This window comes from Methanococcoides sp. NM1 (genome assembly GCF_900774285.1).
GTDB lineage: Archaea > Halobacteriota > Methanosarcinia > Methanosarcinales > Methanosarcinaceae > Methanococcoides > Methanococcoides vulcani.
In genome coordinates, this window is the sequence record NZ_CAAGTW010000006.1 from 28,571 (window position 1) to 55,395 (window position 26,825).

The window sequence follows — 26,825 nt, forward strand, 5'->3', positions numbered from 1 at the left end:
ATTGTAAGCAGCAAAAAACAATAATACTATGCATACGGCACAGGTATGCCTTTTTGATCCTTAACCATGCAGAAGCTTGATCACATCATGTTTTGTGACAAAGCCGGTGGTAACTCCTTTTTCAAGTACCAGGACAGCGGGATTTCGCTCAAGCATGTGTGATATCACATCAAGTTCAGTGGTTGGTGAGACGGTTGGGAATGCATCTCCCATCATATCCTTGATCTTCATCTGGGATATGGTCGAAGCCTTCCTGTCTGCCATGTATTTGATGATAGTATCCTCAGAGATACTTCCAACAGGTACGCCGTTGTCTATCACCGGGACCTGTGAGAAACCATGCTTTTCCATAAGGTTAACAGCAGATTCAACTGAGTCTTCAGAAGAAACAAATATCACAAGAGTGTGCATTATGTCCTTTGCAAGTATCTTTTCCTTTTCAACTTCCTCAAAAGCGGTGAATATTTTCCTGAGTGTGGAAAGCCGGGGGTCAACATCGCCAGATTCTATACGGGCTATCAAAGGCTGACTGACACCTGCACGCTTTGCAAGACCACTCTGTGTAAGGTTCAGTTCGATCCTTTTCTGCCTTAGTCTCTCAGGAGTCGGAAGTTGCATAATATTACTGATAGTAATGATTCTATTTAAAGAGTTTGATTATTTAATTCAAAAAGCATGCTAAATGGTTGCAACAGGCAGACATTTATATGTTTATCATTAAAATATAATAATAGGGATTTGGGATTAGGGGACGAGGTTAGTACAATCGTTCTATAATGGAACTTCGTTCTTTCCTTTGAGCTTCTTGTTTAAGATAATTAGATCTCATTGTATAATTCGTATTATATCTGTGCGCTTTCGGCAAGGTGTCCGATATGAAAATGGATGATGTGCCTCTAAAAGTGAAACTGATCCTATACATAGGGTTCAGTGTTCTCATAGTAATGGCTGCTACTACAGCCATCATTATTTCTACCAGCACATCCCAGCATGAGGAACTTGCATATACGAAATCCATAGAGAAAGCAAGCAATTATGCGAACCAGTTCAATTCAGATATGCAAGCGAATATGGCGATAGCAAGGACAATTGAAAGCACACTGACCGTTTACAATTCTTCTGACAGGGATGAGGTCAATGATATTCTAAGGGAAGTGCTCGTCGAGAATCCCAATCTGATAGGTACCTATACTGGTTTTGAACCCAATGCTTTTGACGGAAGAGATGCTGAATTTGCAGGTACTGAAGGATATGATTCCACAGGCCGTCTTGTACCTTACTGGAACAAGATCGGCGGTACCATGTTCGTGGAACCCCTTATTGACTATGAGTCATCAGATTACTATCAATTGCCAAAACAACTTGAGCAGGAAGTACTGACAGAACCGTACCTGTATCAGGGTGAGCTTATTGTGAGCTATGTATCCCCGATAATGAGGGAGGATGAGTTCGTTGGTATCGGCGGGGTCGATGTATCGCTCAACTATATTGATGAGATCGTTTCCAATGTTACTGCTTTTGAGGCCGGTTATGCTTTTACTACAAGTAACAAAGGCATGCTGTTATCCCATCCTGTTCACAAGGAGTGGATCGGGACACAGACCCTGAGTGATTTCGACGACCCTGAAATAGCACGTATGGCTGAGGATATACTTGTTGGACAGGGAGGTCATATTGAGACCATTGACCCAACCACAGGAGAGAATGCTATCATATTCTATGAGCCGGTCCGTACGGGCAATTATTCTTTTATTCTGGTTATCCCGGAAGATGATATGCTTGCGGATGTTACAGCCCTGCGGAATGAACTGATCCTCATCTCATCGCTTGCACTTATTTTCATGGCAGGAGCAGCCTATCTGGTCGCGAGGTCCATAACCCGGCCGATAAATGAGATCGTTTCCAATTTTGAAGATATATCTGATTCTGCCCTGAAAGGCGATCTGGACAGGAGGGCTGAGACTGAGGTGGAAGTGGACTTCAGAAAGATACCTTTGGGGTTGAATGAGATCCTTGACTCGCTCCAGACCTATTCAGATGAGCTCGAAGAAGCCAATGAGGAGCTCAAATCACTGGACCAGATGAAAGATGTCTTCCTTTCAAATGTCAGCCATGAGCTAAGGACACCGCTTACCAGCATTAAAGGCTATACCCAGAATGTGTATGATGAGTCCCTGGGAGATATCAACGACCAACAAAAGACATCACTTGGAACTGTGATACGTAATGCCGACAGGCTCGGACGCCTGGTAGATTCCCTCCTTTACATAAGCAAGGCACAGGCAGAGATCATTGAGTACGATTTCAAAGAGTGTCAGATGGCGGAAATAATGAGCAATACTATTATGGATACCATCATGCTCGTTGAAGCGAACGACCTCCATATCGAAAAGAAAATACCTTCTGATCTACCGACCATTGAAGCCGATAAAGCACGCCTGGTCGATATGCTTAACAACCTGGTCGATAATGCCATCAAGTTCACCCCCCGGGGTGGCATTATCACCCTCGGAGTCTACGAGGAAGAAAGATACCTGCACCTGACCGTCCATGACACAGGTATCGGTATTCCCAAAGAACTCATTCCGAACCTGTTCAGGAAGTTCTACCAGATCGATTCATCCATCAGAAGAAAATACGGTGGAACAGGCCTGGGCCTGTACATTTGTAAGAAGATCGTTGATGCTCACTCAGGTGAGATATGGATCGAGAGCGAAACTGATCAGGGAACCACGGTTCACATAAGGCTTCCAAAGTCGAGGAATGGTGGGAACGCTAGTGGAAACATGGAAGTTAGTGGAAGTGTAGAAGTTAATGGAAACGAGGAATGAGATTCCTTTTTTAGAACATTTTGCTGTGAGATAACCCAGCGTAGACCATCCATGATTCGTTGGTCTGGAATTTTTAAATATGTACGAGTAAGCTGTTTTCGAGATGGGATTATACAAATTGGCAATAAACTTTTATATAAATAGCCTAATTCCATACCGTTATGTTCTGGAAAACATAACGGTTTGTTATGGTCGATACGAGGTATTGTATGGAAAAGAATCATCTGATTATGCTTATTGCAGCAGTTGTCCTGGTTGCTGCTGCTGCTATGCTGGTAATGCCATCATCCCAGACGAAGGAGAATACAGAGATCACGGTTTCAGCAGCTGCGAGCCTGACCGAGAGTTTTACAGAGATCGAACAGGAATTTGAAGCACAGCATGCTGAGGTTGATGTAAATCTTAATTTTGCAGGTTCCGGCTCTCTTCGTATGCAGATAGAAGCTGGTGCTCCTATCGATGTCTTTGCCTCTGCTTCCCAGAAGCACATGGATCTTCTTGAAGAAGGAGATTTGATAGATACTGATACAAGGAATAATTTTGCTGAGAATTCCCTTGTTATGATCGTTCCGAGATCCGGTGAAAATAAGATAATATCCCTTGAAGACCTTACAGATAGTTCTGTCACAAAAATAGCAATTGGAAATCCAGAAGTTGCACCTGTAGGAAGATATGCAAAAGGTGCACTTGAGGAGGCTTCGCTGTGGGATGATGTAAGTGAAAAGCTAATTTATGCGGAAACTGTGAAGCAGGTGCTGGTCTATGTTGAGAACGGAGAAGTGGACGCAGGTTTTGTTTATATGACAGATGCGATGAACTCTGATATGGATGAGATCGAAGTTGTAGCGGAGATCCCGTTAACCACCAGTATAAGCTATCCTATTGCGACCGTTTCTTCTTCAGCTGAAAAGCAAGCTTCTCAGGAATTTATAGACTATGTGCTTTCAGATGAAGGAAAAGATATATTCGAAAAGTATGGTTTTACAGTAACGGATGAGAATTAATGCTTGAAGATGCCTGGATCCCCCTGCTGATAACTCTCAAAGTGGCGGTTCTGTCCACTGCTTTTGTAGCTGTGCTTGGAATTTTGATTTCCTATGCACTTGCAAGACGGGAGTTCAGGGGGAAATGGCTCGCTGATATCATTGTAACTCTTCCGCTGGTGCTTCCACCGACGGTCACCGGTTATCTGCTTGTGGTCCTGCTGGGGAAGAACGGAATGATAGGCAAGACTATCTTTGAACTGACGGGATGGTCACTGCTTTTCACATGGCATGCTGCGGTGATAGCGGCGTTTGTGGTATCGCTTCCCCTTATGGTGAAAACAACGGCTTCAGCAATCGGTGCGGTCGATCGCGAACTGGAGTATGCGGCCTATACGCTTGGGCACAGTGAGCTTGAGACAATGCTCTTTGTGACCCTTCCCCTTGCCAAAAAAGGCATACTCGCAGGTATCGTTCTGAGTTTTGCAAGGGCTGTCGGCGAGTTCGGTGCCACTCTTATGGTTGCGGGTAATATTCCCGGGAAAACTAATACAATGTCGCTTTCTATCTATACTGCATTCCAGTCAGGCAATGATGCACTGGCAAATATTCTTGTGATAACTCTTGTTGTTGTTTCGCTGCTGTCCATGGCACTTACTGCAAGGTTTGTGAACCGCTGGAGCGTGTGAGGTGGTCAAATGGGTGTAAAGGTAAGTGTGACAAAGGAATACAGGTCCCGAAATAAAAAGGGCAGCAACGAAGATGTTTTTTCGCTGGATGCCACTTTTGAAACGGGGGATGAACTGGTGGTCCTTTTTGGCCGTTCCGGTTCCGGCAAGACCACGACACTTCGATGCATCGCAGGGCTGGAAACCCCTGAGAGTGGTAGCATCGTTGTTAATGACCAGATATATTTCGACAGCAGTTCAGGTGTCAACCTCCAGCCACAGTACAGGCGTCCGGGTTATGTTTTCCAGAACTATGCCCTTTTCCCGCATATGGATGTGAGGAAGAATATCACCTATGGCCTTAAGGGATGGAATAAGGAGAAGAAGGAGGAACGGATGTTCGAGATGCTTCGCCTTTTGCACATCGAGGGACTGGAGGACAGGTATCCTTCACAGTTGTCAGGTGGTCAGAAACAGAGGGTTGCCCTTGCCCGTGCCCTTGCACCCAACCCAGGGATTCTGCTACTGGATGAGCCGTTCTCTGCTCTTGATATGGTAGTCAGGATGCGTCTGAGAGAAAGAATAAAAGCAATTCAGAATGAGCTTGGAATCCCTGTCCTGTTCATCACTCACAGCCCCGAGGAAGCATTTTCGCTTGCAGACAGGGTGATAGTTCTTCATAATGGCAAAGTTCACCAGACAGGCAGTCCGAGGGAGGTTTTCTATTCTCCTGTTGACAGGAATGTGGCCGAGCTTGTGGGAGTCAGCAATATCTTTGACAACGGGAAAGTGGTTGGGAGATCACCAGCGGGAACTGTAGTTGAAGGCAGAGGTCTGCAATTCATAACAAGTTCCAGTGTGGCTGTATCTGAAAATGTGTCCTGTGGGATCCGACCGGAAAATGTGCACCTGAAAACCTATGATGAGAATTTGCTTTCGGGCAATGACAACGTTTTTGCAGGCAATGTCATTGATGTTACTGATAAGGGAAGCAGTAAAATAATGGCGGTCGAACTTGATGGAAGTGACTTTATCCTGCTTTGTGAGGTTCCGACACGTTTGTCAGGAGATATCGATTTTTCACGCGTGATCGTGGAGATCTCTCCGGATGATGTGCTGGTTTTTGAGTGAATAGTCCGAAATAAGAGTATTTACGATTTTTTTAGGGAAATTAAAAGAAATAATATTTATATTAAATGTGAGTATGGAACTGTTGTTAGAATAATAAAGTGTAAATTTCAGCAGGTACTAACACATGAGTCACAATCAGAATCCCGAGCAGGAAGCCAGAGATCATATCGATCGGAAGTTAAATGATTCCGGCTGGGTTGTGCAGGATAAAAATAAGGTTGACTGGAATGCTTCTTCGGGCATTGCCGTTAAGGAGTATCTGACCGATGTAGGACCTGCGGATTATGTTCTTTTTGTCGATAGAAGACCGGTTGGAATTATTGAAGCTAAAAGGGAGGAGGAAGGCCATCATCTGACGGTTGTTGAAGAACAATCTTCCGAATATGCTACAAGCAAGTTGAAGTATCTGGACAATGATTCGCTGCCTTTTGTTTATGAGAGTACCGGGAAACTGACAAGGTTTACTGATTATCGTGATCCAAAGCCAAGATCAAGGTCTGTTTTTTCTTTTCATCGACCTGAAACATTTAGGGAATCTCTGAAAAAAGAAGAGTCTTTGAGGGAAAGACTGCTTTCCATACCGGGATTGAAGGTTGACGGGCTGCGTGATTGCCAGATAATGGCAATTAACAATCTTGAAACTTCTTTCAAGGATAATCGTCCAAAGGCTCTGGTCCAGATGGCGACAGGTTCCGGGAAGACCTATACTGCTATTACTTTCATTTACCGCCTGTTGAAATATGCGGATGCTAAAAAGATACTGTTCCTTGTTGATACCAGAAACCTTGGTGAGCAGGCGGAGCAGGAATTTATGGCTTATATGCCAAATGATGATAACCGCAAGTTCACTGAGCTGTACAATGTGCAGCGTTTGCGTTCCAATTATATTTCTTCGGATAGCCAGGTGTGCATTTCCACCATCCAGCGTCTGTATTCGATTCTTAAAGATGAGGAGCTGGATGAAGAATCAGAAACTGAGAATCCTGCTGAGAAGCAATGGCAGCCAAAGGAACCGCTTCCTGTTGTCTATAATGAGAGTATCCCTATCGAAGAGTTTGATTTCGTGGTGGTCGATGAGTGTCACCGTTCCATCTACAACCTGTGGCAGCAGGTGCTTGATTATTTCGATTCGTTCCTGATCGGCCTGACAGCAACTCCTGATAAGCGTACTTTCGGTTTTTTCGATGAGAATGTTGTAAGCGAGTACGGTCATGAGGAAGCGGTGGCAGATGGTGTGAACGTTGGCTATGATGTGTACACTATTGAGACGGAGATCACAAAAAAGGGAGCGAAGATAAACGCGAAGGAGTTCGTGGACAAGCGGGAGAAACTTACCCGCAGGAAGCGCTGGGAGCAGCTGGATGAGGACTATACGTACACTGGCACCAGGCTTGACCGGGATGTTGTTAACCCGAGCCAGATACGAAATGTTATACGGACCTTCAGGGATAAGCTGCCGGAGATATTCCCGGGAAGGGAGGAGGTCCCGAAGACGCTGATCTTTGCCAAGACCGACAGCCATGCGGATGATATTATCCAGACCGTGCGAAAAGAGTTCGGGGAAGGTAATGCCTTTTGCAAGAAGGTGACCTACAAGGTTGAGGAAGACCCGAAATCGGTGCTGTCGCAGTTCCGTAATGATTACAATCCAAGAATTGCTGTGACGGTGGATATGATCGCTACCGGCACGGATGTTAAGCCTCTGGAATGCCTGCTGTTCATGAGGGATGTGAAAAGCAGGAACTATTTCGAGCAGATGAAGGGCAGGGGAACCCGAACCATGGGTCATGATGATCTGAAAAAGGTGACACCTTCGGCTGTTTCGGCTAAGACGCATTTTGTGGTGGTGGATGCTGTGGGCGTTACAAAGTCCATGAAGACCGACAGCAGACCTCTGGAGCGCAAGAAGGGAATCCCCCTGAAAGACCTGCTTGCAGCGGTCACTTTTGGCGCTCAGGATGAAGACATTTACATTTCACTTGCCAGCCGGCTGGCAAGGCTGAACAAGCAGATCACCGATGAAGAGAGAGCCACTTTTGCTGAAAAGACCGGCGGAAAGGAAATCAATGAGGCTATCCGGGACCTGTTCAGTGCCTATAATCCTGATATTATTGATGCCAGGGCTGCCGGCATAAAGCAGCAGCAACCCCGGATGCCTGAGCAAGAGGTGCAGAAGCAGGCACAACAGGAATTGATCGATGCTGCCAGATCCACTTTTACAGGAGAGCTTAACGAGTATATCGAGAATGTATGCAGGGTGCATGATCAGATCATCGATACGGTGAACACCGATACTGTCCTCAGGGCTGAGTGGGACAAGGACGCCGTTGTAAAAGCAGATGAGCTTATCAGTGATTTCAAAGCCTATATGGAAGCCAATAAGGATGAGATCACAGCACTCAGCATATTCTACAACCAGCCCTACCAGCGCAGGGATGTGACCTTCAGGATGATCAAGGAAGTGCTGGAGAAACTAAAGCTGGAAAAACCCTACCTCGCACCCTCAAGGGTCTGGCAGGCCTACGAGCAGCTGGAAACGGTCAACGGCAATTCCCCAAAGAATGAGCTTACAGCTCTGGTATCCCTTATTCGCAGGGTCACCGAGATCGACCCCGTCCTGACCGCCTACGACCAGACCGTGAACAGGAACTTCCAGAACTGGGTATTCAGCAAACAGGCCGGAACCCTGAAATTCAATGAAGAACAGATGAACTGGCTCCGAATGATTAAAGACTACGTAGCCAACAGTTTCCACCTGGAGCTCGAAGACCTCGATTACACTCCGTTTGATGCTATGGGTGGTCGTGGCAGAATGTACCAGCTCTTCGGAGACGAGATGAATGTGGTTATTAGTGAATTGAATGAGGCTTTGGCGGTTTGATTTTGAGATCGCTGTGGTAATAACTGTGGTAATAACTGTGGGAAAACTGTGAGGGAAAGTTCGGACAAAGGTTCGGAGATAAGTACGGAGTAAAGTTCGGATAAAATATTTTTATACACCCGTCAACATTTGAACCTTATTTGTACGGATTGTTAATGGAGTTGAAGTGGAAGATGAAAATTTTATATGACACAAATATTTTGATTCATATTCAAGACCCTAAAGAGCTTTCTCCCAATCTCCAGGCATTATTGACAATAATCCGTGAACATGGTCATCAAGAGTTTATTCATCCTGCTTCCCGAAAGGATATAGAAAATGATAATGACATTGGAAGAAGGAGAATTACTTTATCAAAACTTCGTGGTTATCCTCCTCTTCCTTCACCCCCTAAACCAGATGATCATTTTGTTTCGTTAGTAGGCACTCCTACAAATTCACATGATGAAAATGATAACGAAATTCTTTTTTCACTCAAGAAAAATCTTGTCGATTTCCTAATCACAGAAGATAAAGGAATTCGCAAAAAAGCAATTCAATTGGATATTGATGATCGCGTATTTTCGATTGCTTCTGCACTTGAGTACTTCCAAAGATTGTATAATAGAAATGTCCCTCAGCATTCTTTGCTAAAGAAATATTATGCTCATGAAGTTAATATAAATCAACCTTTTTTTGATTCATTGAAAGAGGATTATCCTGATTTTCAGAATTGGTGGATTGAAAAATGTGTAAAACAGAATCGTAAATGCTGGATATATGAAGCGGAAAGAACGATTAAAGCATTTCTTATGCTCAAAGAAGAAGAAAACCAAGCAATCGACACTCTTCCTCCCATACCTGCTGGACGTCGAATTAAAATAGCAACTTTGAAAGTGGATTTGTCGGGTTCAAAAATGGGAGAACTATTCCTTAAAATGGCTTTTCAATACTGCATTAATAACCAATTTTTTGAAACATACCTCACTCACTTTAAAGCAGAAGATGACCCTTTAGTATCTGTCATTGGAAATTATGGTTTTAAAGATAAAGGTGAAAAAGTCAGTAATGGAGAACGTGTGTATTTAAAAAAATTCATCCCTGAAAATACAAGTTTATCTCCGATTGAAACTGCTAAAACCTATTATCCGTGCTTTAAAGATGGAGCAGATATTAAAAAATTTGTGATCCCAATTCAACCTCAATATCATGATGTTCTATTTCCTGATTATTCCAAACGTCAAATGACTTTTGCGGATTATTCTGAAATCAACATTCCAGGCAATGCAATTAAAAAAGCTTATTTGTCATCTTCAAGAATTAATAAAATTACTCCGGGAAGTATTGTTCTGTTCTATCGTTCAAAAGACCAACAAGCAATCACTGCGATTGGAATTGTTGATCAGGAACCAATTAGAATTAATGATGCCGATGAACTTAAAAGGATTGTTGGAAAAAGAAGTGTGTATTCTGACGAAGAACTTAGAGAATGGGCACAAAAAACAGTATTTGTACTTCGATTTAAGCATCATTTGTACTTGCCAAATCCATTAAATTTAAAGTATCTAAAGAATAAATCTATCTTGAAAACTGCTCCACAATCAATAACTGAAATAAACCATGAGCAATATTTAGCCCTAAAAAACGGTGGCAAACTCGATGAACGTTTTACTGTCAATTAAACCAAAATATGTTGATGAAATCCTAGCAGGTAAAAAGATATTCGAGTTTAGAAAAGCTATTTTCAAAAAGAAAGACATCAATAAAGTATTCATCTATTCGAGCTCTCCGGTCAAAAAAGTAGTTGCATCTTTTGAGATTGCTAGAATCATTGATGATTTACCTCAAAAACTGTGGGATAAATGCCATAAGTATGGGGGAATCTCAAAAAAGGATTTTTTTGATTATTTCAAAAATTCAGATATTGGCTATGCAATTGAAATAAAAAATCTGGAGATATTTTCTAAGCCAATTGACCCTTATTTATTAAAAAAAGACTTTAGGCCACCACAATCTTACTGTTACTTATCATTGGATTACTTTGAAAACAAAATAATCAACAGCATGCCAAGAAAAAAAAATCAGAACATAGCACCTTTAGAATCTGGTGAAGAAAATATTACCAATTCATATTCAAAGCAATCACTTGATAATAAAAGAAAGAAAATAAAGCACATCAAAGATAGAAACGATGAATTAACTAATATGCCAGAGGGATGGAAAGTTGTATCCTTTAAGGATATTTTAGAAATAAATCCACCAAAGCCTTCCAAAGACCTTGTTCCTTCTGATACACAAGTATCATTTGTTCCAATGTCTTCAGTTGATGCTGATTCAGGCGTTATTACTGCACCAGCTGATCAAACTTTTTCAAAGGTAATTAAAGGTTATACTGCATTTCAAAATGAAGACGTTATATTTGCAAAAATCACTCCTTGTATGGAGAATGGGAAAGCAGCAATAGCAAGAAATTTGTTAAACAATCTGGGATTTGGCTCAACTGAATTTATTGTTTTACGTTCTAAAGGTGCAACTGTTCCTGACTATATACATTATTATATTCGCCAAAAATATTATCGTAAATTGGCAGAATCAAATATGACTGGAAGTGTTGGACAAAAGCGTGTGCCAAAAATATTTATCAGTAATTCTTTAATTCCTTTCCCTCCCCTCCCCGAACAACGCGCCATAGTTTCCAAGATCGAGCAGCTCTTCAGCGAGCTGGACAACGGCATTGCCAACCTCAAACTGGCACAGGAGCAGCTCAAGGTGTACCGGCAGGCGGTTCTGAAGAAGGCATTTGAGGGGGAGCTTACGGGGGAATGGCGGGAGCAGCAGACCGATCTGCCGGATGCGGAGGATTTGCTGGAGCAGATTCGGGTGGAGCGAGAAGAAAGTTACAGCAAGAAGCTGGATGGGTGGAAGAGGGCAGTTAAAGTGTGGGAAGCTGATGGGGAAGAAGGCAAAAAACCCAGTAAACCAAAGAAACTCAGGGAAACTGAACCACTTATAGAATCAGAACTGGCCAATTTGTCAAAGTTGCCAAAATATTGGTATTGGGTGAAATTGCAGGATTTATGTAATCTTATAGGTGGAGTAACCAAAGGGAGAAAGTTGGAAGGGAAAGAAAAAATCTCTTTACCTTATTTAAGAGTCGCCAATGTTCAAGATGGATATTTGGATCTTTCTGAAATCAAATATATTGACGTGTTGGAAACTGACTTAGAAAAATATCGTTTAGTAAAAGGCGATATTTTGTATACAGAAGGCGGAGATAAAGACAAACTTGGAAGAGGCACTATATGGAATAGCCAAATTGATAATTGCATTCATCAAAACCATGTTTTTCGTGCAAGACCATATTCAAGTAATCTTTCATCGTCATATATTGGCTATTTTTCACAAACACAAACAGCCAAAAAATATTTCTTCAAAAATGCAAAACAAACGGTAAATCTTGCTTCTATAAATTTAACAGTTCTTTCTAATCTATCATTTCCACTCTGCTCCTTCCCAGAACAACAAACCATCGTCCAGGAAATAGAAACACGCCTTTCGGTCTGCGATAAAGTCGAGCAGGACATTGAAGAAAACCTCGAAAAGGCCGAGGCACTGCGGCAGAGTATTTTGAAAAAGGCGTTCGAGGGGAAGTTGCTCAATGAGCGGGAGCTGGAAGAGGTGCGAAGGGCGCCGGATTGGGAGCCGGCTGAGGTATTACTGGATCGTATAAAGGCTGAAAAAACGGACAGTAGTAAGAAGGGGAAAACATGATCTCGGAGCAACTGAAAGGCATCATCAAGGATGGTGAAGGGCTTACTGTGGAATTTAAGGAGTGCAGGAACAAGCTGAACAAGGATGTATATGACAGTGTTTGCTCTTTTTTGAATCGCAGTGGCGGGCATATTGTTCTTGGAGTTCGGGATGATGGGACCGTTACGGGGATAGATGCTGATGCTTTGCCACAGATCAAAAAGGACCTGGTAACTGCGCTGAACAATCCGCAGAAGATCAATCCGCCTTTGTATATTTTGCCGGAGACCATTGAAATCGATGGGAAGATCGTTCTTTACCTTAATATTCCTGAAAGCTCTCAGGTCCATTACTGTAACGGGAAAATATTTGACCGGAACGAAGACGGGGATATGAATATCACCAATCGGTCTGATGCTGTGGCACATCTGTATATCCGCAAACAGAGTTCGTTCTCTGAAAATCGCATTTATCCTTACGTTAGAATGGAAGATCTCAGAAGTGACCTTTTCCAGAGGGTAAGGAAAATGGTTCGTGCTGAAAATCCAAATCATCCGTGGGGTGTCATGAGTGATGAGGAAATTCTAAACAGTGCACGTTTATACCAACGTGATTACCATAGCGGAAAGGAAGGTTACACACTTGCAGCAGTCCTGTTGTTTGGGAAAGATGAAGTGATCCAGAGCATCCTGCCTCAATATCGCACCGATGCCATTCTCCGAAGGGTCAATCTTGACCGCTATGATGACAGGGATGACATCCGCACTAATCTGATAGAGAGCTATGACAGGCTGATGGCTTTTGTTGCAAAACATTTGCCAGACCCGTTCTATCTTGAAAAGGACCAGAGGATCAGCCTGCGTGATAATATTTTCAGGGAAGTTGCTGCAAACATACTCATCCACAGGGAATACCTGAACAATTTCCCTGCAAAGTTCATCATTGAACAGGATCAGGTCATAACCGAAAATGGGAACCGGCCGCATGGCCACGGTCTTATCAACCCCACAAATTTCACACCCTATCCCAAAAATCCGGTAATTGCCCGCTTTTTCAAAGAGATCGGCAGAGCGGAAGAACTGGGATCTGGAGTTCGTAATCTCCACAAATATACAAGGCTGTATTCCGGCGGGAACGATACACAATTTATAGAAGGGGATATTTTCAAGACAATTATTCCTGTTACCGCGCAAGCTACTTCGGAAAATGAAACTGATAAAATCACTGCATGGCTAATTGATACAGTAAGTGATACAGTAAGTGATACAGTAAGTGATACAGTAAAACAGCGATTAATAAAACTCATGTTGTTGATTTATCAAAATCCGGGTTTAAACTCAAACGAATTGGCAAAAAAATTAGGGGTATCAAATATTACAACAAAAAGAGACCTTCAAAAAATTGCTGAATTTGTCAAATTTAAGGGTGCACCAAAAACAGGTGGATACTTCTTGATTAAAGAAATGAACGAAAAAATAAATGGGAAAACATGACCGAACATACATCATCCATTGTCTCCAAAGTGTGGAGTTTCTGTAATGTCCTGCGTGACGGGGGAGTGAGCTATGGCGATTATCTGGAGCAGTTGACATATCTCATATTCCTGAAAATGGCGGAGGAATACAGGAAGCCGCCTTATGAGCGGGATATCGGGATCCCTGAGGAATATACGTGGGATGTGTTGAAGCAAAAGCGTGGAGCTGAGCTTGACACTCACTACAGGATGCTTCTGGAGGAGCTGGCGAAAAAGCCGGGTATGCTCGGGCAGATCTTCCTCAAGGCACAGAACAAGGTCAGCGATCCTGCCATGCTTTACAAGGTCATTGATATGATCGACAAGGAAAGCTGGGTGATGATGGGTGTTGATACCAAGGGCGAGATCTACGAAGGGCTTTTGCAGAAGAATGCAGAGGATACCAAAAGCGGAGCAGGCCAGTATTTCACTCCGCGACCGCTCATCAGGACAATGGTGGAATGCCTGCGTCCTGAACCCATGAAAACAATAGGGGACCCCTGCTGTGGTACAGGCGGGTTCTTTTTGGCAGCCTATGACTTCCTTACATCACATTATCAGCCGGATAGTGAGCAGAACCGGTTCCTGAAGAACAAGACCTTTAGTGGCAATGAGATCGTCGCCGGAACGCGAAGACTGGCATTGATGAACCTGTTCCTTCACAACATCGGTGAGATAGACGGGGAGCCTGCAATATCCAATTCTGATGCACTCATAGCTGACTCAGGGGAACGTTACGATTATATCCTCACCAACCCGCCATTCGGTAAGAAGAGCAGTATGACCTTCACCAACGATGCAGGAGAGCTTGAAAAGGAAGACCTCACATACAACCGGCAGGATTTCTGGGTGACCACAAGCAACAAGCAGCTCAACTTCGTGCAGCACATCCACACCATCCTCAAAGCAGGCGGTCAGGCAGCAGTGGTCCTTCCGGATAACGTGCTGTTCGAAGGCGGTGCAGGGGAAGTCTTGCGCAAGAAGCTTCTTGAGACCACCGACTTACATACGATACTTCGCCTGCCCACAGGCATCTTCTATGCGAACGGTGTCAAAGCGAACGTGCTCTTCTTTGAAGCAAAACCCGCAGCTAAAGAGCCGTGGACAAAGGAAGTGTGGATATACGACTACCGGACCAACGTGCATCACACGCTGAAAAAGAACCCCATGAAGTTCTCTGATCTGGAAGATTTCATCCGGTGCTACAATCCTGAGGATCGCTTCAGGCGTGAGGACACGTGGAGCGAGGAGAATCCAGAGGGGCGTTTCCGTAAGTTTACTTATGACGAGATCGTGGCAAGGGATAAGACGAACCTGGATATATTCTGGCTCAAGGATGCGAGTCTTGCTGACCTCGATAACCTGCCGGATCCTGATGTTCTTGCGAATGAGATCATTGAAAATATTGAGGCATCACTTGAGAGCTTCAAGGAGATCATGGTAGTGATCAATGGAGATGGTGAGTAAGGATGTGATGCTGTTGTCTGCTTATGCAGGCAGCATCATTTTCCAGAAAATCCATCTGAAATGTCGGCTCTTATAGATTAACTTTTAATCTGAATTTATACTATCAATCGGTTTCTAAAGAGCAAAAATGAATATTGGGCAGATGAATTGAAAACATCAGCCTAACACAAATCTATGTTTAGAATTCGAAAGTGAAGATTCTTTTGATTCATCGTCTATCGCACTGACGTATTTTTGGAATACAAGAGTAAATCTTTTTTCGTATTTTTTTGTATCCGGGTCGAAAGAAACTTTAATTTCAACAGATGGTGTATTTTGTGTTTTATACTTTTTTAGCATCTACATTCAACTCCTTACTAACGAACATCTCCTTTTATTCTGTGAGATGAGGTCAATACTTGCAACCTACTGAAAAACCAATATTCTTTATTTTGTGGTGATCGGATAGAAAGCAAATATTCTCAGTCTCGATTTAGAAAAAGCGTCAAAGCATATATCATTTTCCAAATAGATTAAATAAGTTATTTTTTTAGATAATATAAAAACATATCTTCGAGTCCTGTTACAAATAAAAACAAAAAAAATAAAAAGTACGTCCCTTGCATCAATACTTTAATGCAAAGTACATACTTCCCATAGCTACCAGCGTTGCCAGAAGGCTGATGATCCCACCTACGAATGGCAGTTCTGTCAGGATCAGCAATAGGAGGAGGCCGACTGCAAGTACAGTCCACTGATTATATTCGAATCCTGCTTTTCTGAACGTTACCTCTCCGAGCCACATTGCAGTGTATATCTTTGCGATCAGAAGGACGATGAACAGTAGCAATAGCAGGAAGAGCGCAATTGGGATGCCGATAACGGTTATTAACAGGACTAATGATCCGATGATCGAAGCTACCAGTATAAGGAGTCCCACGGCGATGTTCTTGAAAGTTTCTTCCTGAATGTCCTTTACGATCTCTTCGGTCTTTTCCGGGAAGACCAGGATGAGTATTACACCGAGAGCGAACAGGAAGAGGTAATACGCGATCTTACCGATGAAGGATATCACTTTTAGCACGCCATCGCCATCGAAACTGTCTTCGCGTTGCTCTGTCCTTTCAGGCTTTATTTCTTCCCCGACAATACCGACCGGGATCGAGATCTCTTTGGAGCTACTATATTCCAGGTCACCCTTTATGCTGGAATCAGGCTGGATCGTCAGGTCGGAAGCATCCAGTATTGCATCTCCTTCGACATTACCGGAGAACACCAGATCACCTGCTGAAACATCCAGCAGGCCTCCGAAGTTTCCTGCAAGGTCTGCATCGCCACTTCTTATGGTCGTGTCACCGCCAATGGTTGCGGTCTCATTTGTGGACACTGTTCCGGCAGTTACCAGAAGATCGTCACCGACATGGCCACTAAGTTCGAAATTACCACATGCAACCCTGACATCATCACCGACACTGCCGGTAATGATTACATCACCTGCAGCAACAATGAGATCTCCGGAAACATTCCCGTAGATCTGGACTGTGCCTCCTGTGGCCACGACATCCCCAAGCACAGTGCCACTTACTATTAGTGTATCACCTGCAAGATAGACATCGTCTTCAACTATATCGTCGATGATCACCGTTTCCCCGGCGTCGAACATCAACGCTGCGCTTGCATTGCCTGCGAAGAAGAGCAGTAGCAGTATAGGTAAAAGCCATAAAGTTCGATCAATTCTCATAGTAACCCCCGCCTGAATATTGTATATATAGTACTGGGTTTTTCTTGCTATTAAGATTTACTTAAAAATCTTCAATTGTAGAGCTACAATTAAGGGAATTCTAAAAGGATCAGAATAAGGGTGAAAGAATCAGAATTTAAGAAAAGGCTATGATTCTGTCAATAATAATGCATTTACATATCACGGCCTGGCGGGATATGTGACCGTGATATGCAAGTTCAGATGTTCCCCCCACTTCGAAACTCTGAAAAGTCCCCAGACCTTTCAGATAATTTCTAAGGTCAAGAGAAACGGCAAACTCTTAACCTCGTATAAGATATATTAAATTTTGTCCTATAAAAATGTATGTTAAAAAGGTGTACATAAACGATAGACATGAGATAGTAATGTATATTTCAGTACATTGCCACAATCCTTTACTTTATATATAATTAAATCACACCATAGTATGGCGTGGGTTTACTTCTGTAACTTATAAGTGCTGCAGTCAGTTACTTTTATATAGCAGTTTTGTAAATCCATCCACAGTTAACGCCGTTAACAAGTTGAAGGAACCAGCAAGAGTGGTTCAGGTATAGCAGACCGATCGATTGGGGTTCGAAATTGTTTTTACAGTTTTGCATATCCGAAAAACGAGCAGGTGGTAACAGAATGGATGAACAAATCAACAAAAAATATCTCGCCAACAAAATATTCGAAACCCAGTTCGCACTGGAGGATCTCAGGCAGATAGTCAGGCAGGCTTTACCTACGGGTATGAGCGATGAGCAGTCTGCACGCTTTTCTGAGATCGTGTCGGGTCTTGGCGGCCTTATCGAGGAGATAGGCGCAAAAGACGGCCAAACACACCCTGTCAGTATTGTGGGCGACCTTATGTGCCGAACAAGGGAAGAGGAGTTCATAAACATACAGCCCATTCAGGCCGGTGGAAGACTGACTCCGGAAGCCCGCAAAGCTGTCATAGCTTATGGGGACGGTTACTCAACCTGTGACAACTGCCGAAAGCCCTTCAGGCTCGATAAGATCGAAAAACCTTCGATCGCAGAATTCCACACAGAGCTCGCAGAGTTCGTTGGAATGGACCAGGCACGAGTAGTTCCTGGCGCCAGGAGAGGTTTCCAGGCCGTTGCTTCAACCCTTGTTGAAAAGGGTGACACGGTGGTCGTATCTGCATTTGCACATTATACGGAATTCCTCGCTGTGGAAGGCGCAGGAGGAGTTGTAAGAGAAGCTCCTGTGAACGAGGAAAATGTACTCACAGCCGAATCTGTGGCACACAAGATCGATGAAGTGAAAAAAGAGACCGGTAAATTACCGTCCCTTATCATGATCGACCATTTCGACTATCTGTTCTGTAATGAACACGATATCTATGGTATCGGTAAAGTGGCACAGGAATATGGCATTCCATTCCTGTACAACGGGGCATATACAGTGGGTATCATGCCTGTTGATGGAAAGAAGCTCGGTGCGGACTTTGTAGTAGGTTCCGGACACAAGAGCATGGCCTCTGTAGCTCCTTCGGGAGTGTTGGCAACCACGGATGAATGGTCTGACAAGATATTCAGGACCACCCAGATGGTCGGTGATGTCACCGGAAGGAAGTTTGGTATCAAAGAGGTCGAGTTCCTTGGGTGCACACTGATGGGGGCACCATTGCTGTCCATGATGGCATCGTTCCCATATGTGAAAGAAAGGACAAAGCACTGGGATGAGGAAGTCAGGAAATCCAATCATTTCCTCAACGAGTTCCTGAGGATCGAAGGAAATGAAGTGCTGAGCGAGTTCCCGAGAAAGCATGCTCTTTCCAAGGTGGATACCACCAACAGCTTCGACAAAGTAGCAAAGACGCACAAACGCAGGGGATACTTCTTCAGTGACGAACTGAAGAAACGCGGTATCGCAGGTGAGTTCCCCGGTGCTACAAGAAGCTGGAAACTGAGCACATACGGACTCTCGTGGGACCAGATACAGTATCTCTCGGATGCATTCCTTGAGATCGCTGAAAAATACGAACTTAACATCAACTGAGGTACAATTATGACTGACAAAAATTACGGATTAGACACATTAGCATTACACGCAGGACATGAGCCTGACCCGACAGGATCGCGCGCAGTCCCTATTTACCAGACCGCTGCCTATCTCTTCAAAGATGCAGATCACGCAGCGAACCTTTTCGCGCTGAAGGAATTCGGCAACATCTACACACGCCTGATGAACCCTACGACCGGTGTCCTGGAAGAAAGGGTAGCTGCCATCGAAGGCGGCACAGGTGCACTTGGCGTAGCTTCAGGCATGGCTGCCATTTCCTTAACGGTCCTGGCTGTCACACAGCTTGGTGATGAGATAGTCTCTGCCAACAATCTCTATGGTGGCACATACCAGCTCTTCAACCACACCCTTCCAAAATTCGGCAGGAAGGTGCACTTTGTGGATTCCACAAAACCGGAAGAGTTCGAGAAGGCGATCACTGATAAGACACGTGCTATCTATGTAGAGATAATCGGAAATCCAAAACTTGATGTTCCGGACCTTGAAAAGATAGCAAAAATAGCACACGATGTCGGCGTTCCTCTAATTGTGGACAACACAGTGGGTGTGGGTATCACAAAGCCGATAGAGTATGGTGCAGATATTGTCGTGATATCTGCAACCAAGTTCTTAGGAGGACATGGTACTTCCATAGGCGGCATAATCGTGGATTCCGGAAATTTCAAATGGGACAATGGAAAGTTCCCTGAATTCACAGAACCCGACCCCAGCTATCATGGCCTGAAGTTCTGGGAATCCTTCGGTGACATTCCCGGAATGGGAAATCTTGCATTCATACTCAGAGTTCGCACACAACATCTGCGTGACCTTGGCCCGGCAATGAGCCCATTCAATGCATTCCAGTTCATACAGGGTGTTGAAACACTTCCTTTAAGGGTACAAAGACACGGTGAGAATGCGCTAAAGGTAGCAAAACACCTTGCATCTCATCCGCTGGTCGAATGGGTGAACTACCCCGGTCTTGAGGACCATCCATCCCATGAACTGGCAGGCAAGTACCTTGAAGGAAGCTATGGTGCTATCCTTGGATTCGGTGTCAAGGGCGGACTGGAAGCAGGCAGGAAGTTCATCGAGAACGTAGAACTGCTCTCCCATCTGGCTAACATCGGTGATGCAAAGACACTCGTTGTTCATCCTGCATCTACAACACACCAGCAGCTCACAAAGGAAGAGCGTGAGCAGACCGGTGTAACTGATGATTTCATCAGGATGTCCGTGGGCCTTGAGAATGCAGAAGACATTATTGCTGACATCGATCAGGCTTTAGAGAGGTCTCAGCAGTGAGCGAGAGGTCCGTAGGTATTGTTGGAACTAACTATCATACAATTGAAGGTGAGTTCCTCTTAGAAGGTGGGCAGACCCTGAACGATATCAGGGTCGCCTTTGAGACCTATGGAAACCTGAATAAGGACAAAAGTAATGCCATCCTTGTCTGCCACGCCCTGACCGGCGATGCACATGCTGCAGGCAGGCACAGTCCGAATGACCGAAAACCCGGCTGGTGGGAAGAGATCATCGGACCGGGCAAAGCCCTCGATACTGACAGGTATTTCGTTATCTGTTCAAATGTACTGGGTGGCTGTAAAGGCACTACAGGTCCTGCATCACTGGATCCTGATACAGGAAAGCCGTATGGTATCACTTTTCCGGTGATAACTATCGGCGATATGGTGAACGTCCAGAAAAAGCTGATCGATCATATCGGTATCAAGGTTCTCCTTGCAGTAGTAGGCGGTTCCATGGGTGGCATGCAGACCCTCCTGTGGACAGTTGCTTACCCGGATCTTGTTAGGAAGGCAGTTGTTATTGCTTCCACAGCAGTCTCATCACCGCAACAGATAGCTTTCAATGAGGTTGGCAGGAATGCCATAGTCTCCGATCCCGACTGGGATGAAGGTGACTATTATTCCGGAAATCCTCCTGTGCATGGGTTAGCCACAGCCAGGATGATAGCTCACATCACATATCTTAGCGATGACTCCATGCATGATAAGTTCGGCAGGAAACTGCAGCAGGGTGAGAATTACAAGTTCGATATGTCAAATGATTTCCAGGTCGAAAGCTACCTGAAATATCAGGGAGAATCATTTACCGAAAGGTTCGATGCCAATTCCTATCTCTATGTGACAAAGGCAGTTGACTACTTCGACCTTTCAAAGAACGGTTCTCTTGCAGAAGGCTTGAAGGACATTCAGGCAAAGATGCTCTTGATCTCCATAACCTCGGACTGGCTTTACCCTCCATACCAGTCAAAGAAGGTAGTGGAAGCTCTTCTATTCAATGACCATGATGTAAGCTACAGGGAGATTGAATCCAGCTACGGACATGATGCTTTCCTGCTCGAGAGCGGTCATATCAACTATGTGGTCCACAATTTCCTTTCACACACATCCATTGCTGATGTCATGACCGAAGAGGTTGCGACCATCAGGGAAGGTGTTAGCATAGAAACCGCTGCAAAGGTTATGTTCGAGCAAGGTCTGACGCACTTGCCAGTAGTGAATGAAAAAGGATGTCTTGCGGGTATCGTAACGTCCTGGGATATCTCAAAGGCTGTTGCACTTAAGAGCAGCAAACTTGATGATATCATGACAAAAGAGGTACTTGTGGCAATGCCTGATGAGCCCATCGTTGCCGCTGCAAAGCGCATGGAAAGACATAGCATCTCCGCTTTGCCTGTGGTCGATGAGAAAAAAAGGCTTGTGGGAATTATCGATCGCGAGGATATCAGCCGATTGATCGGTTGATACTTTTTACTTTCTACTTTTTAAATCTTAAAGGTATTTCATCTACTACAGGATGAGGTCTGAAAAGAAAAAAGAAAAAAATAATGAATAAAAAAGTAAATTCATTCCATCTCTTTTTTTGTCCATCTATTTTATTATTCCAGTTTTGAACCGCATTCAGAGCAGAATTTCTCATTCATATCACATTCAATGTTACATTGTGGACATGTTTTCGAATTCGTTCCTATGTTCGATCTTTGGACAAACGAATCCTTGACCTGAGTACCTATGTTGTCGCCATAATGATAAAAATTTTGTATCATGTTCTCATTGATATAGCCCTTTACCTGAACACGTTTCTCAAGCTCGTCAAGCATTCCATGATAGAATCCGGTCAAAGCATCCTCTTTCTCTGCCCACGCTTTTAGTATTATTTTTGCTTTCTTTGCACCGCCAACAACCTCAATCTGTGCTGCATATTTCAGGTTCTTTATCCCTAATCCATAGAATCTTGCCACACCGTTGAATATCTCCGGGGTTGAGGTAACTACTGGCTCGAGCATGAACATATTCATATCCTCGATGACCCTTGATGCCATATTGAACAGTGTTTCAGCAGGCATTGAAATATCTCTTGTAGTCTCCTCTGTTCTGACAAGACTACTAACAGTATTTCTCCAATCTTTTGTACTTATCTCGTTTATATGAAGAAGTGGGCAAATTATGCTCAGACATTTTGTCTCGAGGTCTATTTCCTGACGTTTCTTTTTGCCATAATCATAATAATTTACCCTGCCTGATACGTTACAGTCTCCACATTCACCACTTGGTCTAATGTCAAAAGTAACGGTTTTACTTTCACCAGGTTCAAGTATCGGAATTGATTTTTTATTTCCTTCTAAAAGGAATACTTCTGGAACGAAAAGATGAACTTTAATATCACTGATTGGTTCTGGTGTAGGGTTCTCTATCTTTATTTTATGAATGATAGTCGCACCTTTGTAACTGAACGCAGATTTTGTTGAGATCCTGTTCTTTTGTTCTGTTGCCTTTGTTGGTGATTGAGTAGTTTGTTTTGGTTTAGGCTTATGTTGTTGAGCTGGAACATTTTTTAGAGATTCAGTGCTTTTAGATGGCCTTTGAGTTTTGTTGTGAGATGGAGTTTTTTTGCTTATTCGGAGTGCAACTATCCCAATAAGTGGTAATAATATCAATAAAGTACCAATTGGCAAGATATAATTCATGAGTGAATTATCTTTTTCTGTATAATATTCTACAGCTTCATCTTCCACGTATTCATCAGGTTCTTCTAAAGGTTCATCTTGCACGTATACTTCGACTGGCTCTTCTTCGATAACTTGTTCAGCCTCAAGCATCCCAAGAGCATTATCTCTGGCGTCTTGTATGTTTTCACCTTTAAACTCATCGATATAATTTGGATCAATTGCAACGGCAATGTCGAATGCATCTACTGCATCTTCATATTGACCTAACCCCAATAGGGCATTTCCTTTCCAATACCATAAGGGAGCTATATCTGAATCGATGTCAATAGCTCTGTTTAATGCATATAAAGCATCTTCATATTGACCTAATTCATGCTTAGCAATTCCTTTTAAGGCCCATACTTCCGGTGTATTTGGATCAATGTTATCAGCTCTATTGAATGCACTTATTGCATTATTGTACTGACCTACTTTAATATGTGCAATTCCTTTCCATACCCATAAATCATAATCGTAGGAATCAAGTTCAAGAGCTGTATCAAATGCTTGAATTGCATCTGCATAATTGCCGGCTTCAAAAAACTGACTTCCTTTATCTTGCCAATAATAGGAAGGTTCTTCAATCAAATATTCTTCTACTGGCTCATCGAGCGGTTCTTCCACTATTTCTTCTATTACATATTCTTCAACAGGTTCTTCTATCACATATTCTTCAACTGGCTCTATAACTTCTTCTACGAGTATGCTGTCCGTCGAAACTACAACCAGTGAATCAACTTGTCCTTGAAATACCTCAATACATGTAATTTCAAATAGAATTGTATCATCTAGGTCTTCAACAAACCAGGAATCTCCTGCATACATGACCTTATCCTCAAAATACTCTCCATCTTTTGCAAGTTCAATCCATGCTTTACCATTGTCCACATCAATCTGCTTAGGGCACAATGCATATCCAGAACTTAACTCTAAACTCTCACCTACTCTCATTGTATATTTTTCAGAAGCAGATACAATAGGTGTATTTATTACCAGTAAAAACAATACAAAAATCAAAAATAGATGCTTATATTTTTTCAAACACAATTTCCCCTAATTAATATCTAGCCTAAAATAATTTATAATATGGTTTTTCAGTATAAATTATTTTTCCAGATGTGATTTTTTTATACTGGTAGGGAAATTTGCCTTTACAATGTGGAAATTTATTACTTTTTGATTCAACCCATTAAAGTTTCTTCGTAATCTCTGTATTTGGGCACTTAGAATCACGTTTCAATAACAATACTATGGATTTCACTAGGTCATTGATGATTTCATATTACTTAAAAAGCAAAAAAAGAATGAAAAAAAGAAAATTCATTCCATCTCTTTTTCTGTTTCCAGAACCTTCAATGAGATCTTCATCACAGAATCCGGATTCAACGAGATTGAGTCAACACCTTCTCTCACAAGGAACTCTGCAAATTCAGGGAAATCGCTGGGTGCCTGACCACAAATCCCGCTGTGCTTACCATTCCTCTTTGCTCCCTGGACTGCCATGGATACCATTTTCTTCACCGCGTCATCCCTTTCATCAAAGGACGAGGCCAGTATCTCGGAATCCCTGTCCACACCAAGAGTCAGCTGGGTAAGGTCATTGGATCCGATGGAAAAACCATCGAAGTATTTGCTGAACTCATCTATCAGCAGTACATTGCTTGGTATCTCACACATGACATATACCTGCAGGCCGTTCTGTCCCCTTTCCAGACCGTTCTTTTTCATTTCAGCGATCACTTTTTCCGCTTCTTCTATACGCCTGCAGAAAGGTATCATAAGGATAAGGTTTGTAAGTCCCATCTCATCCCTTACCTTCTTCATGGCCTTACACTCAAGTGCAAATCCTTCCCTGTAGCGTTCGTCATAATAGCGGGACGCTCCCCTGAAACCTATCATTGGGTTGCTCTCTTCGAACTCGAAATATTTCCCGCCGATAAGGCTTGCATACTCGTTCGACTTAAAGTCACTCATACGCACCACTACAGGTTTCGGATAGAATGATGCCACAATGGTCGCCACTCCCTGGGAAAGCTTTTCCACGAAATAGTCTTCCTTGGTCTTGTATCCGGCTGTAAGTTTCTCAATTTCCTCAAGCACACTTTCGTCTTCTACCTTTTCAGGATGGACCAGTGCCATGGGGTGAACTTTGATGTAACTTGTAATGATGAACTCAAGTCTTGCAAGTCCGATACCGTCATTAGGTATCATGGAAAGAGCAAAGGCTTCTTCAGGATTTCCGAGGTTCATCATCATCTCGGTCTTTGTTTTTCCTAAGTCCTTGAGGTCAACCGTCTCTATGTGGAAAGGTAGTATTCCTTCGTAGACCCTGCCGATATCCCCTTCAGCACAGCTTACTGTGACCTCCATTCCGGTCCTTAGTTTTTCAGTAGCATCCTGTGCACCCACTACAGCCGGAACTCCCAGTTCACGGCTGACGATAGCTGCATGACATGTCCTTCCACCTTTATTGGTGATGATAGCAGCTGCACGTTTCATGATAGGTTCCCAGTCAGGAGTGGTCGTATCAGCAACCAGTATCTCTCCCGGTTTGAAAGAAGGAAGCTTGGACACATCCTCGATCACATGCACCTTGCCGGATGCTATCTTTTCGCCTACACTTCTGGCAGTGACGAGAACGGGCGAGCGCTCATCAAGGAAATACGTCTCAAGGATGTCTTTCCTTTTTCTGGATTGCACGGTCTCAGGTCTTGCCTGAACAATGAACAGCTCATCTGTGTTACCGTCCTTTGCCCATTCGATATCCATGGGCACGGTCTTACCTTTCTTTTTAGAATAGTGGTCCTCGATGGTGGCAGCGTACTTTGCAAGTTGGAGTATTCCGTCATCGTTGATGCAGAACTTTCTCTGGTCTGCAAGAGGAACTTCCACATTGCGGGTAAGTATGCGTGAATCCCCGCGTCCGTATATCATCTTTATCTCTTTGCTGCCCGACTTTTTCTTGATTATCGGCCTGTAACCTTCTTTTAGGGTGGGCTTAAAAACATAGAACTCATCCGGATTGACAAGTCCCTGCACGATGTTCTCTCCAAGACCATAAGATCCTGTTATAAAGACGACATCCTCGAAGCCGGACTCGGTGTCAATGGTGAAAATGACTCCACTGGATGCAAGGTCTGAGCGTACCATCTTCATGACACCTATTGAAAGACCGACCTTGAAGTGATCGAATTTGTGGTGCACACGGTAGGATATTGCCCTGTCTGTGAAAAGGGAAGCAAAGCATCGGTTGCATGCATCTTTCAGGGAGTGGTAACCGTGTACATTAAGGTAGGTTTCCTGCTGTCCTGCAAATGAAGCATCAGGAAGGTCCTCTGCTGTTGCAGAACTGCGAACTGCTACGTCGGTCTCAGATCCGTACTCTTCACTCAGTTTGTCGTAAGCTTCTTTGATCTCGTTCCAGAGATCATCCGGTATTCCTGCATCGAGTACTATGCTCCTTGCTTTTTTCCCTCTCTCAGCAAGGTCACTGACATCTGATGTATCCAGTCCCTCCAGGCTATCCTTGAGTTTCTCAAGCACACCTGCAGATTCCAGGACGTGCCAGTAAGCATCCGCTGTAACCGCAAAACCGTTTGGTATTTTGATATCTTTCTCTGTCAGTTCCCGGTACATCTCACCGAGTGAGGCATTTTTACCTCCGACCGAAGGTATGTCCTCTATACGTATCTCTTCGAACCATCGAATGTATTTGCTATCTCCCATGATTAACTCCCAGTTATGAGAATGAATTATTCTTTTAACTGTAAATATGATTAATTTTTAAGGGTATTAGACTTTTGGGAGAAAGAGAGATAGTTGGTAGAAATGATTAGGCTGATCAAAATGATCTAAA

General features: G+C 43.5%; 16 protein-coding genes. 12 read left to right on the plus strand and 4 right to left on the minus strand.

Annotation, left to right across the window (positions count from 1 at the left end):
- Positions 1-60: 60 nt before the first annotated feature.
- Complete coding sequence (locus E7X56_RS07105; protein WP_135606121.1) at positions 61-618, minus strand: CBS domain-containing protein; 558 nt, start codon at positions 616-618, stop codon at positions 61-63.
- Between the two features lie 257 nt (positions 619-875).
- Between E7X56_RS07105 and E7X56_RS07110 the strand changes: the two genes are divergently transcribed.
- The 9 genes from E7X56_RS07110 (at position 876) to E7X56_RS07150 (ending at position 15,203) form a co-directional block, all read left to right on the plus strand.
- On the plus strand, positions 876-2,831 hold the full coding sequence (locus E7X56_RS07110) for an ATP-binding protein (RefSeq protein WP_244603441.1): 1,956 nt from the start codon (positions 876-878) through the stop codon (positions 2,829-2,831).
- Positions 2,832-3,019: 188 nt separating this feature from the next.
- Positions 3,020-3,835: a molybdate ABC transporter substrate-binding protein gene (gene modA / locus E7X56_RS07115; protein WP_244603442.1), complete on the plus strand. Its 816-nt coding sequence runs from the start codon at positions 3,020-3,022 to the stop codon at positions 3,833-3,835.
- The gene (gene modB / locus E7X56_RS07120) at positions 3,835-4,503 is read left to right on the plus strand and encodes a molybdate ABC transporter permease subunit (protein ID WP_135606122.1); all 669 of its coding nucleotides are present in this window, start codon (positions 3,835-3,837) and stop codon (positions 4,501-4,503) included. The genes modA and modB overlap by 1 nt, the downstream gene beginning before the upstream one ends.
- A gap of 9 nt (positions 4,504-4,512) precedes the next feature.
- Complete coding sequence (locus E7X56_RS07125) at positions 4,513-5,613, plus strand: ABC transporter ATP-binding protein (RefSeq protein WP_135606123.1); 1,101 nt, start codon at positions 4,513-4,515, stop codon at positions 5,611-5,613.
- A gap of 124 nt (positions 5,614-5,737) precedes the next feature.
- The gene (locus tag E7X56_RS07130) at positions 5,738-8,494 is read left to right on the plus strand and encodes a type I restriction-modification enzyme R subunit C-terminal domain-containing protein (protein WP_135606124.1); all 2,757 of its coding nucleotides are present in this window, start codon (positions 5,738-5,740) and stop codon (positions 8,492-8,494) included.
- 173 nt (positions 8,495-8,667) lie between these two features.
- Positions 8,668-10,155 carry an EVE domain-containing protein gene (locus E7X56_RS07135; RefSeq protein WP_167879476.1) on the plus strand — a complete coding sequence of 496 codons (1,488 nt, stop codon included), beginning with the start codon at positions 8,668-8,670 and terminating at the stop codon, positions 10,153-10,155.
- Entirely contained in the window at positions 10,133-12,244 is a 2,112-nt protein-coding gene (locus tag E7X56_RS07140) for a restriction endonuclease subunit S (RefSeq protein WP_135606126.1), read from the plus strand. Before E7X56_RS07135 ends, E7X56_RS07140 begins: the two co-directional genes overlap by 23 nt.
- Positions 12,241-13,716: an RNA-binding domain-containing protein gene (locus tag E7X56_RS07145; protein ID WP_244603443.1), complete on the plus strand. Its 1,476-nt coding sequence runs from the start codon at positions 12,241-12,243 to the stop codon at positions 13,714-13,716. Before E7X56_RS07140 ends, E7X56_RS07145 begins: the two co-directional genes overlap by 4 nt.
- A complete protein-coding gene (locus E7X56_RS07150; RefSeq protein ID WP_135606127.1) occupies positions 13,713-15,203 on the plus strand; it encodes a class I SAM-dependent DNA methyltransferase in 1,491 nt (496 codons plus the stop codon). The genes E7X56_RS07145 and E7X56_RS07150 overlap by 4 nt, the downstream gene beginning before the upstream one ends.
- 604 nt (positions 15,204-15,807) lie before the next feature.
- On the opposite strand, the gene E7X56_RS07155 is transcribed toward E7X56_RS07150, so the two are convergent.
- Positions 15,808-16,923, minus strand: coding sequence for a hypothetical protein (locus E7X56_RS07155; protein ID WP_135606128.1), 1,116 nt, complete (start codon positions 16,921-16,923; stop codon positions 15,808-15,810).
- 651 nt (positions 16,924-17,574) lie between these two features.
- On the opposite strand from E7X56_RS07155, the gene pscS reads away from it, so the two are divergent.
- The 3 genes from pscS to E7X56_RS07170 are packed head-to-tail and all read left to right on the plus strand — an operon-like array spanning position 17,575 to position 21,725.
- A complete protein-coding gene (pscS, locus tag E7X56_RS07160) occupies positions 17,575-18,954 on the plus strand; it encodes an O-phospho-L-seryl-tRNA:Cys-tRNA synthase (protein WP_135606129.1) in 1,380 nt (459 codons plus the stop codon).
- Positions 18,955-18,963: 9 nt separating this feature from the next.
- The gene (locus E7X56_RS07165; protein ID WP_135606130.1) at positions 18,964-20,262 is read left to right on the plus strand and encodes an O-acetylhomoserine aminocarboxypropyltransferase/cysteine synthase family protein; all 1,299 of its coding nucleotides are present in this window, start codon (positions 18,964-18,966) and stop codon (positions 20,260-20,262) included.
- Positions 20,259-21,725, plus strand: a complete 1,467-nt coding sequence (locus tag E7X56_RS07170; RefSeq protein ID WP_135606131.1) for a homoserine O-acetyltransferase — start codon at positions 20,259-20,261, stop codon at positions 21,723-21,725. Before E7X56_RS07165 ends, E7X56_RS07170 begins: the two co-directional genes overlap by 4 nt.
- A gap of 134 nt (positions 21,726-21,859) precedes the next feature.
- Here E7X56_RS07170 and E7X56_RS07175 read toward each other — a convergent pair whose 3' ends face one another.
- On the minus strand, positions 21,860-24,010 hold the full coding sequence (locus tag E7X56_RS07175; RefSeq protein ID WP_135606132.1) for a tetratricopeptide repeat protein: 2,151 nt from the start codon (positions 24,008-24,010) through the stop codon (positions 21,860-21,862).
- A 279-nt stretch (positions 24,011-24,289) separates the two neighbouring features.
- A complete protein-coding gene (gene ppsA / locus E7X56_RS07180; protein ID WP_135606133.1) occupies positions 24,290-26,695 on the minus strand; it encodes a phosphoenolpyruvate synthase in 2,406 nt (801 codons plus the stop codon).
- Positions 26,696-26,825: the final 130 nt, after the last annotated feature.

Bases quoted from the DNA above. Each gene is read 5' to 3' on its own strand.
- ppsA (WP_135606133.1), bottom strand. From the start codon at position 26,695: ATGGGAGATAGCAAATACATTCGATGGTTCGAAGAGATACGTATAGAG.
- E7X56_RS07135 (WP_167879476.1), top strand. From the start codon at position 8,668: ATGAAAATTTTATATGACACAAATATTTTGATTCATATTCAAGACCCT.
- E7X56_RS07140 (WP_135606126.1), top strand. From the start codon at position 10,133: ATGAACGTTTTACTGTCAATTAAACCAAAATATGTTGATGAAATCCTA.
- E7X56_RS07155 (WP_135606128.1), bottom strand. From the start codon at position 16,923: ATGAGAATTGATCGAACTTTATGGCTTTTACCTATACTGCTACTGCTC.
- E7X56_RS07105 (WP_135606121.1), bottom strand. From the start codon at position 618: ATGCAACTTCCGACTCCTGAGAGACTAAGGCAGAAAAGGATCGAACTG.
- modA (WP_244603442.1), top strand. From the start codon at position 3,020: ATGGTCGATACGAGGTATTGTATGGAAAAGAATCATCTGATTATGCTT.
- E7X56_RS07145 (WP_244603443.1), top strand. From the start codon at position 12,241: ATGATCTCGGAGCAACTGAAAGGCATCATCAAGGATGGTGAAGGGCTT.
- E7X56_RS07150 (WP_135606127.1), top strand. From the start codon at position 13,713: ATGACCGAACATACATCATCCATTGTCTCCAAAGTGTGGAGTTTCTGT.
- E7X56_RS07110 (WP_244603441.1), top strand. From the start codon at position 876: ATGAAAATGGATGATGTGCCTCTAAAAGTGAAACTGATCCTATACATA.
- E7X56_RS07165 (WP_135606130.1), top strand. From the start codon at position 18,964: ATGACTGACAAAAATTACGGATTAGACACATTAGCATTACACGCAGGA.
- E7X56_RS07125 (WP_135606123.1), top strand. From the start codon at position 4,513: ATGGGTGTAAAGGTAAGTGTGACAAAGGAATACAGGTCCCGAAATAAA.
- modB (WP_135606122.1), top strand. From the start codon at position 3,835: ATGCTTGAAGATGCCTGGATCCCCCTGCTGATAACTCTCAAAGTGGCG.
- pscS (WP_135606129.1), top strand. From the start codon at position 17,575: ATGGATGAACAAATCAACAAAAAATATCTCGCCAACAAAATATTCGAA.
- E7X56_RS07130 (WP_135606124.1), top strand. From the start codon at position 5,738: ATGAGTCACAATCAGAATCCCGAGCAGGAAGCCAGAGATCATATCGAT.